The sequence below is a fragment of the Streptomyces sp. H27-D2 genome, from assembly GCF_035828615.1.
In the GTDB taxonomy this organism is placed as follows: domain Bacteria; phylum Actinomycetota; class Actinomycetes; order Streptomycetales; family Streptomycetaceae; genus Streptomyces.
In genome coordinates this window covers 1-15,136 of sequence record NZ_JAYMZR010000136.1, presented here as the reverse complement: position 1 = coordinate 15,136, position 15,136 = coordinate 1, and the positions used below count along the sequence as shown (strand labels likewise).

The following is a 15,136-nucleotide window of genomic DNA, read 5'->3' as shown; positions in this document are numbered from 1 at the left end:
CCAACTGGGCACTCAAACGCGCCGAACACAGCAACCCGCCACGCACCGACACCCCCGTCGTCACCCTCGTCAAGCCCACCAAAACAGCCCCGGCCTCACGAACAAAGCCCTAAAACACCGGTATTGCATCTAGTGACATAGCGCTCGGGTCTGCTGGAACCTACGGCCAGTGGCTGGCCGAACTCGGGCTGAGCGAGGCGATCGAGCGCGAGATTCTCGCGGGCTTCGAGATCGACGTCCTGGAGATCCGCGACCCCTCGCCGGTCCTCGGACTGTCGGAGGAGGCGCTGCGGGGCCGGCGGCTCGCGCTCCTGCAGACCGCGCTCCTGGAGCACACGGCGCGGTGGAACCTGCGCACCGTCATGACGTTCCACCAGAAGGTCGAAGAGGCCGCCGCGTTCGCGGAGAAGCTGCCGGAGACGGCCGCGGAGCTGTACGTCACCGACGCGTCCGACGACGACCTGGCGAAGGCGGAGAGCCTGCCGAAGTCGTCGATCGACGCGGAGTTCTACGAGCTGGAGGCCGGCCGCCACGTACCCCCGGACCGCGTGTGGTCGGCGTGGCTGTGCGGCGACCACCTCGTCTCCGAGCGACGCGAGGTCCTGCGCCAGTTCGCAGGCGGCATCGACGCCAACAACCGCCGGGTGCACCGGGCGTTCCTCGCGAGTGTTCGCGTGCTCGGGGAAGGCGTGGACATCACCGGCGAGCGGGGCGTGGAAGCCGTCTGCTTCGCGGACACCCGCGGCTCGCAGTGGAGATCGTGCAGAACATCGGCCGGGCGCTGCGCCTCAACCGCGACGGCACCACCAAGATCGCGCGCATCATCGTGCCAGTCTTCCTGGAGCCGAACGAGGACCCGACCGACATGGTCGCCAGCGCCAGCTTCCGCCCTCTTGTAGCGGTCCTCCAGGGCCTCCGCAGTCATGATGAACGACTCGTTGAGCAGCTCACCTCCCGCGCGCTCTCTCGGGGCCAGCACGAGCGACGCACGCACGTGAAGCGTGATGAGGACGGGCAGATCGTCGGGGCTGGCGGCGAGGACAACGAGGACCCGGAGCAGGACGACACGCAGGCCGCCGCCGATTCGGCGCTGCTCCACTTCTCCAGCCCGCGCGACGCGGCGACGATCACGGCGTTCCTGCGCACCCGCGTCTACCGGCCGGAGTCGCTGGTGTGGCTGGAGGGCTACCAGGCCCTCATCCGGTGGCGGGCGGAGAACGAGGTCACCGGCCTGCACGCCGTGGCCTACGACGTGGAGACCGAGGTCGGCGTCACGAAGGACTTCCCGCTGGGCAGGTGGGTGCACCAGCAGCGGAAGGCGCTGCGGGCGGGTGAGCTGGAGGAGCGGCGCAAGGAGCTGCTGGACGCGCCGGAGGCCGGGATGGTCTGGGAGCCGGGCGAGGAAGCGTGGGAAAGCAAGCTCGCCGCGCTCCGGTCCTACCGGCGGGCCACCGGGCACCTCGCGCCCCGCCAGGACGCCGTGTGGGGCGAGGGCGAGGCGATGGTGCCCGTCGGGCAGCACCTGGCCAACCTCCGCCGCAAGGGCCAGAAGAACGGCCTGGGCAATGGCGCCTGCCGCCGGACAGCGCGCTGCCCGCCGCGCCGCCGGGGCCGGGGCGGATCGCGACGCCGTCCTGGTTGGGGCGAGTGCACCAACAGGGAACGCACCCAGGGGTGCAAGTCCCTGCCGCCTCTGGTGTGTCCGGGGGGGCGGGCATCAGGGCGTGCAGGATCGGCGCATGAACGATCCTTTTGCTTTGAGTGCCCCGGCTGTCCCGACTGTGCCTGGTGTGTCCTCGACGGATCCCGGGGCATCCGCTCCCGCCGCGCCGTCCGGGGAGGCGTCGACGCACCCGGGCGAGGCCGACGGGGGAAGCGGGGGAGCGGCCGCGTCCTGGAGTCGGGCATCGGCCGGCGATGGGACAGCGGCGATGGTGGGGTGAGGCGGGTGCCTCAGCCTGGTGGGTGGGCTCAGTGACCGGTGCGGGACGGGCTGAGGGTGCGGGCGCGTTCTTGCAGGGCGGTGGCGTGGGGTTGGTTGGGGAAGCTGAGCAGGTGTTGGCGCAGGCGGGCCAGAGCCTGGTCGACCTGGGTGGAGTGCAGGTGGGGGTAGTGGTCGAGGAAGGTGTGCCCGTGGGTGCAGGCCTCCTCCAACTGGCCGGCGGACAGCAGGATTTCGGCCAGCCGGACCTCGGTGAGGGCCTGGCTCTTGCGCTGGGCGGGGGTGCGGTGGCGTGCCGAGGCGTGGAAGGCGGCCAGGGCCAGCGTGGGGCGGCCCAGGAGGTGGAAGGTTTCGGCGCGCTGGTAGTCGAGTCCGGCCCGTGGGTAGGCGGTGAAGGGCCCGGGGCGGATGGCGGCCCGGTCGTGCGCGTGTTCCGCGGTGTCCAGGTCGGCCAGCGCTTGGCGGGGCCGGCCGTTGGTGGCGTGGGTGAGGGCGCGCTGCGCGAGGAGGAAAGCCAAGGTGGCTGGGCCGACCGCGGATCCGGCGGTGTCGACGGCGGCTTCGGCGAGGTCGGCGGCGCGACGGGGGTGGCCGAGACGGAGCGTCTGGGTGCTCATGGCGCGCAGCGTGATGGCGTAGGTGGTGCGGTCGTTGGCGTGGTGGGCCAGGGTCAGGGCTGTTGTGTAGTAGCGCTGGGCTAGGCCGTGGTGGCCGGTGTCGGTGGTCATGGACGCGAGCAGGTGGGTCAACTGGGCGCAGCAGGTCAGTAGTTGACGGTGCAGGCCGGCGGGGGCGGGAGCGGTCAGCAGGCGGCCGGCGTCGTCGGCGAGGTAGGTGGCCAGGGCGGAGCGGGCGTGGGCGCCGCCGTGGGCGTCGGCCAGACCGGAGAAGACGTCGGTCATCTCGGTGAGGGTCTGTACGTCGGCCGACGACGCTCCGCGCTTGAGCGCCGGGCGGTGGAGGGGGCCGGTGCGGGGCCAGGCGGGGAGGGTGAGGATCGCCAGGGTGTAGGCGGCTTGGGTGAGGTCGGCCCGGCGTGCGGGATCCGCGTCGTTTCGGCACAGGGCGATCAGGCGGAGTACGGGGTCGCTCTCCATGCCCGGCCTGTCCCGGGGGGCCGTGTGTGGCTGAAGGGACTGGGCGAGGCCGGTGTCCGCGGCGGTGATCAACCGTCCGCTGCGGTGGCTGAGGGCTTGGGCCGCGAGGTCGGGGACGGGGCCGTTGGGGCGTGATCCGGTGAGCCAGTGGGCCACCGCGGTGCGGTCGTAGCGGAGCGGCAGTCCCTGCAGCGTGCCCAGGGCGTTGACGGCCCGCGCCAGTTCTCCCGAGCTCCAGTGGGCCTCCAGAAGCAGTGCGGTCAGTTGGCGGTTGGGGGGGCGGTGGGGCATGGAGGTCCTCCTGGGCCCCGCGAGGTGCGCCGCCGTGTGGCGTTCAACGCGTTCACGCTTCCACGCCCGGAACACGGCTCTCATCCGGACGGATGGGCGCTCACTTGAAGGGTGCCTGATCGCGGCGGCGCCCGGGGACCGGCCGCCGTAATCAGGACACCCGCGTATTTCAGGTTTCGGATGCGTTCGGATGAGAGGGAGACGTCATGGCGACTGCGCCGGCTGTCGAACTGCCCGCGCGGCGGGGCCGGGACCTGCTGGCCCGCGCCCGGCTCGGCGTGGAGCCGGGGCTGCGCGGCTGGGTCGAGCAGCTGCCGCCGGCGATGGCCTGGCCGGCCGGCTATCACCTGGGATGGCTGGATGCCGACGGTCGGTCCGTGGCGGCGGTGCGGGGCAAGGCGGTGCGTCCGGCGCTGGCCTTCGCCTGTGCTGAGGCGGTGGGCGGCCGGGCGCGGGACGCGGTGAGCGCGGCGGTGGCGGTCGAGTTGGTGCACGCCTTCTCGCTGGTCCACGACGACATCATCGACGGTGACCGGACGCGTCGGCACCGGCCCACGGTGTGGCGGGCGTTCGGGGTTCCGGCGGCGGTGCTGACCGGGGACGTGCTGCTGGCGCTGGCCTGTCAGACGGCGGCCGGTGATCCCGGGCCCCGGGCGGCGCGGTCGGTCTCGTGGCTGGCAGGGGCCGTGGTGGAACTGGTCGAGGGCCAGGCCGCCGATGTGGCCTTCGCATTGCGCACGGACGTGACGGTGGAGCAGTACACCGCGATGGCGTCGGCGAAGACCGGGGCGCTGATGGGCTGCGCGTGCGCGGTGGGCGCGCTGGCCGGCGGCGCGGGGGAGGACCGTGCCGGGCGATTGGCCGGATTCGGACGGTATCTGGGAGTGGCCTTCCAGATCGTGGACGACCTGCTCGGGATTTTCGGCGACCCGCGGATCACCGGCAAACCGGTGGGCGCGGATCTCGCCGCGCGCAAGAAGACCTACCCGGTGCTGGCCGCTCTGGCGTCGGACACCCGGGCGGGCCGGGACTTGGCCGCACTGTACGCGGGCGGCGATCCGTTGACCGGCGATCAACTGGCGCAGGCCGCCCGCTGGGTGAGCGAGGCCGGAGGCCGCAGCAGCGCGGGGCAGGCCGCCCAGCAGGAACTGGCCCGCGCCTTCGCGGCGCTGGACGAGGCCGACCCGCACCCCGAAGCCCTGGCTGATCTGACCGCGCTCGCGCACGTCCTGACCCACCGGGAGAGGTGATGGCCGGTGCCCCGCACGCCCGCCGAGACGGCGGCTCCACCCCGGTGGGGCTGGGCATCGCGGTGTCCGCCGACGCGCGTCCCGTCCGGACTCCCGCCACCGGGGCACCGGTGCCGTCACCGGTGGGGGCCGGTCCGCGCACGGTGCTGCTGGCCGCGCCGCGCTCGTTCTGCGCGGGGGTGGAGCGCGCCATCGACACCGTGGAGAAACTACTGGACCGCACCGACGGCCCGGTCTACGTCCGTAAGCAGATCGTCCACAACACCCACGTGATCGGGGACCTGTCCCGCCGCGGGGCGGTGTTCGTCGACGAACTGGACGCCGTGCCCGAAGGGGCCACGGTGGTCTTCTCCGCCCACGGGGTGGCCCCCGCCGTCCACCAGCAGGCCGCCGAACGGCAGCTGGAGGTCGTCGACGCGACCTGCCCGCTGGTCACCAAGGTCCACAAGGAAGCCGTCCGGTTCGCCGCCCGCGGCGACACCGTCGTCCTGATCGGCCACGCCGGACACGAAGAAGTCGAGGGCACCTACGGCGAAGCCCCGCAGTCCACCGTCCTGCTCGAGACCGCCGCCGACGTCGCCACCCTGCACATCCCCGACCCGACCCGCATCTCCTACCTGACCCAGACCACCCTGGCCCTCGACGAGACCGCCGAGGTCATCGACGCCCTCCGCGCCCGCTTCCCCGCCCTGAAAGACCCGCCCTCCGACGACATCTGCTACGCCACCACCAACCGCCAGCACGCCCTTCAAGCCCTGGCCGCCGAGGCCGACCTGGTCCTGGTGGTCGGCTCGGACAACTCCTCAAACTCCGTACGGCTGGCCGAACTCGCCCGCCGCCAGGGCACCCCCGCCCACCTCATCGAGGACGCCACCGCCATCCAGCCCGCCTGGCTCGACGGCGTCCAGGTGATCGCCCTCACCGCCGGCGCCTCCGCACCCTCGGCCCTGCTCGACGCAGTCATCGCGCACCTGGCCACCCTGGGCCCCCTCACCGTCACGGAACGCGAAACCACCCGGGAAACCACCTACTTCGCCCTCCCCTCAGCAGTGAGGACCCCATGACCACCACCCCCATTTCCCCCACCCCGGTCTCCGCGCTGCTGCCCGGCCTCACCGGCCCCGCCGCCCTGCGCGCCCTGCCCGCCTCGGCCCTGCCCCGACTGGCCGACGAGATCCGTGCGTTCCTGATCGAGAAGGTCTCCGTCACCGGCGGCCACCTCGGCCCGAACCTCGGGGTCGTGGAGCTGACCCTCGCCCTGCACCGGGTCTTCCACTCCCCCACCGACGCGCTGATCTTCGACATCGGCCACCAGGCCTACATCCACAAGATCCTCACCGGCCGCCAGGACGACTTCGACACCCTGCGCCAGCCCGACGGCCTCGCCGGCTACCCCTCCCGCGCCGAATCCGACCACGACTGGACCGAGAACTCGCACGCCTCCACCGCCCTGTCCTACGCCGACGGCCTCGCTAAAGCCTTCCAACTGCGCGGCGAGAACCAGCGCGCAGTCGTCGCCCTCATCGGGGACGGGGCGATGACCGGCGGCATGGCCTGGGAAGCGCTGAACAACCTGGGCGCGGCCCCCGACCGCCCCGTCATCGTGGTCCTCAACGACAACGGCCGCTCCTACGCCCCCACCACCGGCGCCCTCACCAACCACCTCACCACCCTCAAAACCGACGCCGGCTCCGAGGAGCGCCGCAACGTCTTCACCGACCTGGGCTTCGCCTACCTCGGCCCCGTCGACGGCCACGACACCACCGCCCTCGAGCACGCACTGCGCCGCGCCCGCGCCCTGAACCGCCCCGCGGTGCTGCACGTCGAAACACTCAAGGGCAAGGGCTACCCCCCGGCCGAGAACGACGAAGCCGACTGCCTGCACACCGTCGGTGTCGTCGACCCGGCCACCGGCTATCCCACCACCTCCACCACCGCCAGCACCAGCAGTGCCACCTGGACCAGCGTCTTCGGCGACGCACTGCGCGAACTCGGAGCCGAACGCGACGACCTCGTCGCCATCACCGCCTCCATGCTGAGACCCACCGGACTCGCCCCCTTCGCCGCCGCGTTCCCCGAGCGGGTCTTCGACGTCGGCATCGCCGAACAGCACGCCGTCACCAGCGCGGCCGGCCTCGCCCTGGGCGGCCTGCACCCCGTCGTCGCGCTCTACGCCACCTTCCTCAACCGCGCCTTCGACCAAGTCCTCACCGACGTGGCGATGCACCACCTGCCCGTCACCTTCGTCCTGGACCGCGCCGGCATCACCGGCCCCGACGGACCCAGCCACCACGGCATGTGGGACGCCTCCGTCCTGCCCGCCATCCCCGGCCTGCGGCTGGCCTCCCCCCGCGACCCCGCCTCCTTGCGCGAACTGCTGCGCGAAGCCGTCAGCACCCACGACGGCCCCACCGCCATCCGCTACCCCAAAGCCGCCGCAGGACCCGACATCCCCGCCCTGCGCAGCCAGGGACGCCTCCACGTGCTGCGCGAAGACCCCGCCGCCGACGTCCTCCTGATCGCGGTCGGCCCCCTCGCCGCACCCTGCCTGGCCGCCGCCGCCCAACTCAGCGGGCAGGGCATCCCGGTCACTGTCATCGACCCCCGTTGGACCGCCCCGCTGGACCCGGCCCTGCTCGACTTCGCCACCGATCCCACCGCTCTGCCCGCCCCGGCTCCCCGGTACGCGGTCACTCGGCAATACCAGATGTCCCACGACCTTGCCGCGATCCAGGGGAGCCACAGCTCCCCGCACCGCACCGGGCCGGACCTGCCGACGTCCGATGCCGGGTGCCTCACCGCCGCGGGGATGCTGGTGGCGATCCTGGACCTCCGTCCACCCGTCCGGCTGCTTTCCGGTCCGTATCGGGCCGAGGGAGGAGCGATATGCGCCACAGCCGCGTGACAGCGGACCGGGCGGCGCCGACTGTCCCCGGCATCGTGCATCTGTTTCCGGGTCAGGGTGACTTCCCGATCAGCCCGCTGGTGCGGCTCACCCGCCCCGGTGGCGCGCTGCGGCGGGCCGCCGTTGCCGTGTTCGAGCAGGTGGACCAGGTCGCGCTGGAGCACGGTGCGCTGCCGCTGAGCCCTTGGCTGTTCGGCGACCGGGCGCCCAGCGGGCGGGATCTGGACCGTGCCACCATCGGAACAGCCCAACTCGCGGTCTTCGGAGCCTCCATGGCGATCCATCAAGCGCTCCGCGAAGCCTCCGGCGAACCGGACACGGTACTCGGCATCAGTTTTGGCGAGATCGCCTCTCTGACTGCAGCAGGCGTGTACAGCATCGGCGACGGTGCCCGGATCGCCTACGACCTGGCCGTGGTCCTCGCCTCCTGCCCCGGCGGCATGAGCTTCCTGGCGTGCGCCGAGCCGGTCGCGGCCCAACTGCTGGACCGTCCCGAGACCCGCAATGTGGTGGTGGCCTGCGTCAACGACAGCGGTGCCACCGTCGTCAGCGGGCCGGTGGCGGAACTGGCGGCGCTGGAGGAGCACGCGGCCGCGAGGAAAGTGACGGCCGCTCGGCTGCGACTGCCCTTCTCCTCCCATCACCCGGCCCTGGTGCGGCAGGCCGAGACGTTCGCGGCCGCCGTGCGCGCCTACTCGGCGCGGCAGGCCGGGTGCGTCGTCTACTCGGCGGTCGCCGGACGGGCCTACACCCCTGCCGACGACTTGCCCCGTCGACTGGCCGACTGCCTGATCCGGCCGGTGCGACTGCCCCAGGTACTGCTGCAGGCGGCGCAGCAGCGTCCCACCACGTTCTTCGAGGCCGGGACCGGCAGCGCCCTGGCGCAGAGCGCCCATCGCGTCCTGGCGGACCGCCCCGTCACAGTCCACGCTCCGCTGGCCGAGGCGTTCGCCTGGCGGTCGGCATGAGCTCCCTGCGCGACCACGACACCTTCCCGGAGGTCTCTATGCACAGCGCATCCCCGTCCCGGAGTCCCGGTGCCGAACTGGCGCTGCTCGTCCACGGTCCCTGCGACCCCGTGTTTCTCGCCTCCCTGGGTGAGTTGCTGACTCCGGAACGGGTGCCTGCGGCGCCCGGTCCGGAGCGCATCGGTACCCGTGTCGCCCGGCGCCAGAGCCAGCTGGGCCGGGGACTGCCCACCGCCCGCGAACTCTTCGAGGATCCCGCCCGTTTGGCTGCGCTGCACGCCTGGGCGATGGCCGCCGATCCGGCCCTGTGCATGGCGTCGTTGGTGCACTACCTGCTCTGCCTGGGCTCCATGCTTCACCTCGCCGCGGAGCCGGAGGGGATCAAGGCCCATGTCCAGGCACTGGAGTCCGGGCGGGCCAGGGGCTCCTACATGATCACGGAGGTGGGGCAGGCGACGAGCCACCTGGACGTCCGCACCCGTGCCGAGTTCGATCCGGCCGCAAGGGAGTTCGTGCTGCACACGCCCGATGCGGCAGCCTCGAAGTTCGCCGGGGTAGGAACCCCGGGAGTGGTGCACACCGCTGTGGTCCTGGCCCGGCTGTTCGTCGACCGCGCCGACTGCGGGGTGTTCGCGTTCGTCGTGGACATCAGCGACGCCGACGGGCCGCTGACCGGGGTTGAACTGTCGCAGCGCATCGAGCTGAGTGAACTCCCGCTGGACTACACGCAGGTGCGTTTCCACCACCTCCGCCTGCCCTACGAGCGGTGGCTGCGCGACAGTGCGCACATCAGCGACGAGGGGACCTTCCACGACCCGTTGGGCTCGGTGGACGTGCGGCTGCAGCGCACCCTGTGCGTGGGCCAGGACCTGTGGGGTACTGTGCCGTCGGCCGCCGCTGCCGCCACCCGCCAGTCCGCAGTCCTCGCCCTGAGCTACGCACGCCGACGCGTGAGCCAGGGCCGCCTGGCCCCCGGGATCCCCCTGCTGGAGTACCGCACCCAGCAGCGCGCCCTGCTCGGCGCACTCGCCGACGCGTTCGCGCTGACCTGTGCGGCGGACGCGGCCAGGACCCTGTGGGCCGCATCCCTCGCCCCCGCGGGAACCGCAACCGCGACGGATCCCGCCGCTACGGACGATCTCGGCACCGCGATGGGCTTCGGCCCGTGGGCGGCGGTGAGCCGGCCCCTGGCGGGATACAAGGCCCTCGCGGTCCGGGAGGCAGCCCGGATCACTGCGGAGTGCCAACGCCGCTGCGGGCTCTCCGGCCACCTGGACCTTAACCGGATGACCGCCTACCACGGCTTCTTCCACGCCTTCGACGCAGCCGGCGGCGACAGCCAGCTCATCCTGTACGACCTCGGCCGGGCCCTGGTCGAGGAGGGCGTCGGCGAGGGCGGCGTCGAGGCCGTCGCCCCGGCGGTCCGGGGCGCCTCCTCGGACCCCGCCTGGTGGGCCGGCGTCACCCGGGCCCATGAGCACACGCTCGTCGGACGCCTGCGCCGCCTGCGGGACGGGCGCAGCGCCAACGGCGCCGAGGCGTTCGAGGTGTGGAACCCGCTCCTGGAGCAGGCCGGCGAACTGGGCGAGGCCTACACCCGGCGCCTCGCCGCCGACGACGTCGCCCGCACGGTCGCGGCCGTGGTCGACCCGCAGCTGGCGACCGCACTGCGGCTGCTGGCCTGCCTGCACGGCGTGGTCGCGGCAGGCCGCTCGGCCGCGTCCCTGCTGGCCGTCGGAACCCTGCGACCGGAAGACGTCCAGGAGTTGTCCGCGCTCGTCGACCGCCTCTGCGACGACCTGCTCCCGCACCTCCCGCTGATCGAGGAAGCGTTCGCCTACCCCGCCGGGATCGTCCCGGCGCCGCTGGCGGCACCCGACTACAACCAGGCCCTGGCCGACGCGCTCGACTGGCACCGTGGAGGTACAGCATGACCAGGAACACCGCAGACCGTGCGATCGGCGTCCTCGGCATGGGCACCTACCTGCCCGAGCGGATCCGCACCAATGCCGAGGTCGCCCGGGCCGCCGGGGTGAGTGCGGAGTGGATCAGCGAGCGCACCGGCGTGCACACGCGCCACACCGCCGCGCCCGACGAGGCAGCTTCCGACCTGGCCGCCGCCGCGGTGCGCTCGGCGGTCCGGGCCGCGGGCATCGACGCCCGCTCCATCGACGTGCTGATCTGCGCCACCTCCACCCCCGACGAACTCGGCCCCTCCACCGCCTGCCGGATCCAGGCCCTCGTCGGCGCCACCCACGCGGTGGCCCTGGACGTCAGCGCAGCCTGCTCCGGCTGGCTGTTCGCAACCAAGGTGGCCCACGACTGGCTGCGAGCCGACGAGACGGCCCGCTACGCCGTCGTCGTCGGCGTCGAGGCCTACTCGAAATTCCTCAACCCCGCCGACCGGGGCACCGCCGTACTGTTCGCGGACGGCGCCGCCGCCGCCGTCCTGGGCACCGTCGCCGCTCCGCACGGCTTCACCGACTTCGTCCTGGGCTCCGACGGCACGCTGGCTGACCTTGTCCTGATCGCGGCCGGCGGCAGCCGCAACCCGGCCAGCGCGGACACCCTGCTCGATGGAGGGCACCGCATCCGCATGGACGGACGGGCCGTCAGCCACTTCATCAGCGACGTCTTCCCCCAATTGGTCCACGACGCCCTCGACCGCAACGGACTGGCAGTCACCGACATCAAGCGCCTCATCGCGCACCAGCCCAACCCGGTCGTCCTGCGCCAACTGAGCCGGGAGCTGGGCCTGACCGACGACCAGGTCACCGTGATCGGCGACGCCGTCGGCAACATCGGCGCCGCCAGCGCCCCGTTCGCGCTGGCCACTGCCGCCGCGGAACACGGCCTGCAGCCCGGCGACCTCGCCCTGATCACCGTCTTCGGCGCCGGCATGACCTGGGGGACCGTCCTCCTCCAATGGAGCGGCGCCCCCTCGCTGCACACCACCCCCGACCACGTTCCGCACCACCTCCTCGAAAGGCTGCTCGCATGAACGCTCTCGACTCCTTCCGACTCGACGGTGCCCGCGCCCTGGTCACCGGCGCATCGCGCGGCATCGGCCGGGCCGTCGCCGAGGCCCTAGCCGACGCCGGTGCCGACGTTGCCGTGGCCGCCCGGACCCAGGCGGCGCTGGACGGCACCGTCCGCGCGATCGAGGAGCGCGGCCGTAAGGCCGTCGCCGTCGCTGGCGAGTTCGCCGACACCGGTGCCGCGGACGAGGTGGTAGACCAGGCCGCGGCCGCGCTGGGCGGCCTCGACATCGTCGTCCACAACGCCGGCATCGTGGCGCACGCCGACGACGGCACCCCGCTGCTCGTCCCGCTGCAGCAGCTCCCGCAGCAGGTCTGGGACCGGGTCCTGGCGGTCAACCTCAACGCCACCGCGGCCGTCTGCCGTGCCTCCCACCCGTACCTGGCGGAATCCGAGCGCGCCAGCCTGGTGCTGATGTCCTCCGTCGCGGGCCGCATCGGTGTCCCCCTGATGGAGGCCTACGCGGCCTCCAAAGCTGCCCAGGTCTCCCTGGCCCGCAGCCTCGCGGTCGGCTGGGCGCGGCAGGGGATCCGCGTCAACGCCCTGTGCCCGGGCTGGACCCGCACCGACATGACCGCCTTCGCCAGCGGCACCGAACCGCTCTCGGACTGGCTGATGAGCCACGTCCCGGCAGGCCGCTGGGCCACCCCCGCAGAGGTCGCGCTCGCCACCCTGTTCCTGGCCTCGCCAGCCTCCTCCTTCGTCACCGGGCACGCGCTCGCCGTCGACGGCGGCCTCGCCGTGCCTGACGGCGGTCTGGCCGGTATCCCCAAGCCCCCCTCGCCGTTCACCGCGTTCTGACCCGACCCGGCTCCAGGAGAAATCCCATGCGCTTCGACGGCCTCACCGCAGTCATCATCGGCATCGGCGCTTGCCTGCCCGACCTCGTGGTCGGCAACGACGAGGTCATCGCCACAGGCGGGCTGCACACCAGCGACGACTGGATCCGTACCCGCACCGGGATCACCACCCGCCGCCGTGCCGCCCCGGGCATGAGCACCGGCGACCTGGCCGTCGCGGCCGGGCGGGCGGCCCTGGAGTCGGCGGCGCGGGCGCAGCCCTCCGGGCCGCCGCCCACGCCCGACATGCTGATCCTGGCCACCAGCACCCCCGACCACCCCTGCCCGGCCACCGCGCCGCACCTCGCGCACCGCTTGGGCCTGGGCACCGTCCCCGCCTTCGACCTCGCCGCCGTCTGCTCGGGATTCCTCTACGCGCTCACCACCGCTACCGCGTTCATCCGCGGTGGTGCCTGCGTCGCCCCGCTGGTCGTCGCCGCCGATACCTATTCCACCATCGTCGACCCGCACGACCGCGGCACCGCGCCCATCTTCGGCGATGGCGCCGCAGCCGTCCTGCTCGGTCCCGGCCCGCCCGACCGCCCCGGCGCGGTCCTTGCCGCCGACCTCGGCGCCGACGGCAGCGGACACCAGCTCATCACCGTGCCCGGCGGTGGTTCCCGGCATCCCCGCCTGCTGCCCGAACCTGATCCCGACGCCCACTACTTCCAGATGCGCGGGCGTGAGGTCTACGCCCACGCGGTCCGCCGGATGACCCAGTCCGCCCGCGAGGTCCTGGACCGGACCCGGTGGCTGCCCGCCGACGTCGAGGCCTTCATCGCACACCAGGCCAACCAGCGCATCCTGGACTCCGTCGCCGAGCGGCTGGCCATCCCCGCGCCCCGTTGCCACGGGAACATCCACGAGGTCGGCAACACCGCCGCCGCCTCCATCCCGCTGGTCATGGCCGACACCGCGGTGCACCGGCAGGTCGCCCCCGGTGCACGCACTCTGCTCACCGCCTTCGGAGGCGGCCTGACCTGGGCGTCGGTCACCCTGAACTGGCCCGCGGCGGTCCCCTGCACCCAACGGGCAGGCCCCGGCCCGGACCTCACCAACCCCAGCCCACCCCGCACGTCCACCACACCGCGCACGTCCACCACAACCGATCCACTGAGGAGCCACGCATGAACGCCGTCTACCAGCACCTGGTGACCACCCTGACCGACAAGTTCGAGGCGCCCGAGGAGCGTGTCCGGCCCGCAGCCACCCTCGGCGACCTGGACCTCGACTCCCTGGCGGTGGTCGAACTGTTCGTCACCCTGCAGGAGCACTGGGACATCCCCCTCGACGACAGCGACGCCGACGCCACCCTGACCGTCGACGAAGTCGCCAGTGCCGTCAACGACCTCATCCACCAGCGCGACATCGGGGCCGCGTAGTGGCCCGAGCCATCGCGGTCACCGGCATCGGCCTGATCACCCCGGCCGGCATCGGTACCGAAGCGACCTGGCAGGGCGTGTGCGGCGGGGTCTACGCCTCACACCCCGACCCCGAACTCGACGGCCTTCCGGTGACCCTGGCGTGCCGCGTCCCAGGGTTCGACCCCCGAACCAGCACACCGGCCCGCCAGCCCTGGCGCTACGACCGCGCCACCCAGTTCCTCTTCGCCGCGGCCCACGAAGCACTGGCCGACGCCGGCCTGGACCGGGCCCGGTGGGACGCGGACCGGGTGGCACTGGTCGTGGGTTCCGCCGCAGGCGGCATCGGCATCCTGGAGGCCCAGCACCGCAAGCTCATGGAGGCCGGGCCGACCGGCGTCTCACCGCTCACCCTCACCGGATTCCTGCCCAACATGACCGCCGGGCACCTGGCCCTCGACCTTGGCATCAGAGGACCCTCGCTGCAGACCTCCACCGCCTGCGCCTCGGGCGCCACCGCCGTCATCACCGCCTCCCTTCTACTGGAGGCCGGCCTGTGCGACATCGCCCTCGCGGGCGGCACCGACGCCATGATCACGCCGCTTTGCGCCTCGGCATTCGCCAAGATGGGAGCCCTCTCCCGGAACCACCACAGCCCCGGCCACGCCTCACGCCCCTTCGACCGGGACCGCGACGGCTTTGTCCTGGGCGAGGGCGCGGGCCTGCTCGTCCTCGAACGCACTCCCCACGCCCACGCCCGCGGTGCCCGCACGCTCGCCGTCCTGGTGGGCCACGGCACCACCAGCGACGCCTACCACGCCACAGCACCGGACCCGGACGGCGCCGGGCTGCGCCGCGCGATCTCCGCCGCGCTGGCCGACGCCGACGCGCATACCCGCGACGTCGACCACATCAACGCCCACGGAACCAGCACGCCCCTCAACGACCGTGTCGAGGCGACCGCGATCCGTGAACTGTTCGGACCGCACGCTCCCACTGTGAGCGCCGCCAAAGGCGTCCTCGGGCACACCATGGGAGCATCCGGAGCGATCGACGCCGCACTGACCGTCCTCAGCATCGCCCGCGGGTGTGCTCCGCCCACGGCGAACTTCGAGCACCCCGACGACACCACCGGCGGCATCGACCTGATCGCCGGAAAGGCTCGCACCCAGGACATCGGCCTCGCCCTGAGCCACTCCCTCGGCTTCGGCGGCCACAACACCGTCCTGGCCCTCGCCCACTCCTGAGTCAGTCTGCCCCGCAAAGCCCGACCACACCAGCCTGGACGCCCCTCCCGTGCCACTTTCGGGCGGTCGGTCTGAGGCGCCCCGAAGTTTCCGGACAGTCGTCCCAATAGGATGAATGTCCGAAGCAACGGAGAGAGTACGTGGCAAAGCAGCGCAAGAAGTTCAGTCCTGAATTCAAGGACGAGGCGGTCAAGATG

The 15,136-nt window shown here is 72.6% G+C and carries 11 protein-coding genes and 1 pseudogene; 11 read left to right on the top strand and 1 reads right to left on the bottom strand.

Translation table 11 applies throughout. The features are described from left to right. Nucleotides 1–155: 155 nt before the first annotated feature. Nucleotides 156–1,591: pseudogene (locus tag QMK28_RS31520) on the top strand (Helicase associated domain protein); the annotation flags it as partial. 380 nt (nt 1,592–1,971) lie between these two features. Here QMK28_RS31520 and QMK28_RS31515 read toward each other — a convergent pair. Beyond that, the gene (locus QMK28_RS31515) at nt 1,972–3,330 is read right to left on the bottom strand and encodes a hypothetical protein (RefSeq protein WP_326443118.1); all 1,359 of its coding nucleotides are present in this window, start codon (nt 3,328–3,330) and stop codon (nt 1,972–1,974) included. Between the two features lie 206 nt (nt 3,331–3,536). Here QMK28_RS31515 and QMK28_RS31510 point away from each other — a divergent pair, with 206 nt between their 5' ends. Genes QMK28_RS31510 through QMK28_RS31465 form a run of 10 tightly spaced genes read left to right on the top strand, consistent with a single transcriptional unit; the run spans nt 3,537 to nt 14,939 of the window. Continuing rightward, the gene (locus QMK28_RS31510) at nt 3,537–4,580 is read left to right on the top strand and encodes a polyprenyl synthetase family protein (protein ID WP_326443117.1); all 1,044 of its coding nucleotides are present in this window, start codon (nt 3,537–3,539) and stop codon (nt 4,578–4,580) included. Next, nucleotides 4,580–5,644 (top strand): 4-hydroxy-3-methylbut-2-enyl diphosphate reductase, encoded by a 1,065-nt coding sequence (locus tag QMK28_RS31505; protein WP_326443116.1) that lies wholly within the window; start codon nt 4,580–4,582, stop codon nt 5,642–5,644. The genes QMK28_RS31510 and QMK28_RS31505 overlap by 1 nt, the downstream gene beginning before the upstream one ends. Further along, nucleotides 5,641–7,485 (top strand): 1-deoxy-D-xylulose-5-phosphate synthase, encoded by a 1,845-nt coding sequence (locus QMK28_RS31500; protein ID WP_326443115.1) that lies wholly within the window; start codon nt 5,641–5,643, stop codon nt 7,483–7,485. The genes QMK28_RS31505 and QMK28_RS31500 overlap by 4 nt, the downstream gene beginning before the upstream one ends. Next, nucleotides 7,467–8,453 carry an acyltransferase domain-containing protein gene (locus QMK28_RS31495; RefSeq protein ID WP_326443114.1) on the top strand — a complete coding sequence of 329 codons (987 nt, stop codon included), beginning with the start codon at nt 7,467–7,469 and terminating at the stop codon, nt 8,451–8,453. The genes QMK28_RS31500 and QMK28_RS31495 overlap by 19 nt, the downstream gene beginning before the upstream one ends. After that, a complete protein-coding gene (locus QMK28_RS31490) occupies nt 8,450–10,387 on the top strand; it encodes an acyl-CoA dehydrogenase family protein (RefSeq protein ID WP_326443113.1) in 1,938 nt (645 codons plus the stop codon). Before QMK28_RS31495 ends, QMK28_RS31490 begins: the two co-directional genes overlap by 4 nt. Then, nucleotides 10,384–11,454, top strand: a complete 1,071-nt coding sequence (locus tag QMK28_RS31485; protein ID WP_326443112.1) for a 3-oxoacyl-ACP synthase III family protein — start codon at nt 10,384–10,386, stop codon at nt 11,452–11,454. Before QMK28_RS31490 ends, QMK28_RS31485 begins: the two co-directional genes overlap by 4 nt. Then, nucleotides 11,451–12,293: an SDR family NAD(P)-dependent oxidoreductase gene (locus QMK28_RS31480; protein WP_326443111.1), complete on the top strand. Its 843-nt coding sequence runs from the start codon at nt 11,451–11,453 to the stop codon at nt 12,291–12,293. The genes QMK28_RS31485 and QMK28_RS31480 overlap by 4 nt, the downstream gene beginning before the upstream one ends. A gap of 26 nt (nt 12,294–12,319) precedes the next feature. Next, nucleotides 12,320–13,462, top strand: a complete 1,143-nt coding sequence (locus QMK28_RS31475; RefSeq protein ID WP_326443110.1) for a beta-ketoacyl-ACP synthase 3 — start codon at nt 12,320–12,322, stop codon at nt 13,460–13,462. Beyond that, nucleotides 13,459–13,713, top strand: a complete 255-nt coding sequence (locus tag QMK28_RS31470; protein ID WP_326443109.1) for an acyl carrier protein — start codon at nt 13,459–13,461, stop codon at nt 13,711–13,713. Before QMK28_RS31475 ends, QMK28_RS31470 begins: the two co-directional genes overlap by 4 nt. Beyond that, a complete protein-coding gene (locus QMK28_RS31465; protein WP_326443108.1) occupies nt 13,713–14,939 on the top strand; it encodes a beta-ketoacyl-[acyl-carrier-protein] synthase family protein in 1,227 nt (408 codons plus the stop codon). Before QMK28_RS31470 ends, QMK28_RS31465 begins: the two co-directional genes overlap by 1 nt. Nucleotides 14,940–15,136 lie beyond the last annotated feature (197 nt).

What these genes read in the sequence shown, in the direction of transcription:
- QMK28_RS31515 (WP_326443118.1), bottom strand. Translation starts at nt 3,330, where the DNA reads ATGCCCCACCGCCCCCCCAACCGCCAACTGACCGCACTGCTTCTGGAG.
- QMK28_RS31510 (WP_326443117.1), top strand. Translation starts at nt 3,537, where the DNA reads ATGGCGACTGCGCCGGCTGTCGAACTGCCCGCGCGGCGGGGCCGGGAC.
- QMK28_RS31505 (WP_326443116.1), top strand. Translation starts at nt 4,580, where the DNA reads ATGGCCGGTGCCCCGCACGCCCGCCGAGACGGCGGCTCCACCCCGGTG.
- QMK28_RS31500 (WP_326443115.1), top strand. Translation starts at nt 5,641, where the DNA reads ATGACCACCACCCCCATTTCCCCCACCCCGGTCTCCGCGCTGCTGCCC.
- QMK28_RS31495 (WP_326443114.1), top strand. Translation starts at nt 7,467, where the DNA reads ATGCGCCACAGCCGCGTGACAGCGGACCGGGCGGCGCCGACTGTCCCC.
- QMK28_RS31490 (WP_326443113.1), top strand. Translation starts at nt 8,450, where the DNA reads ATGAGCTCCCTGCGCGACCACGACACCTTCCCGGAGGTCTCTATGCAC.
- QMK28_RS31485 (WP_326443112.1), top strand. Translation starts at nt 10,384, where the DNA reads ATGACCAGGAACACCGCAGACCGTGCGATCGGCGTCCTCGGCATGGGC.
- QMK28_RS31480 (WP_326443111.1), top strand. Translation starts at nt 11,451, where the DNA reads ATGAACGCTCTCGACTCCTTCCGACTCGACGGTGCCCGCGCCCTGGTC.
- QMK28_RS31475 (WP_326443110.1), top strand. Translation starts at nt 12,320, where the DNA reads ATGCGCTTCGACGGCCTCACCGCAGTCATCATCGGCATCGGCGCTTGC.
- QMK28_RS31470 (WP_326443109.1), top strand. Translation starts at nt 13,459, where the DNA reads ATGAACGCCGTCTACCAGCACCTGGTGACCACCCTGACCGACAAGTTC.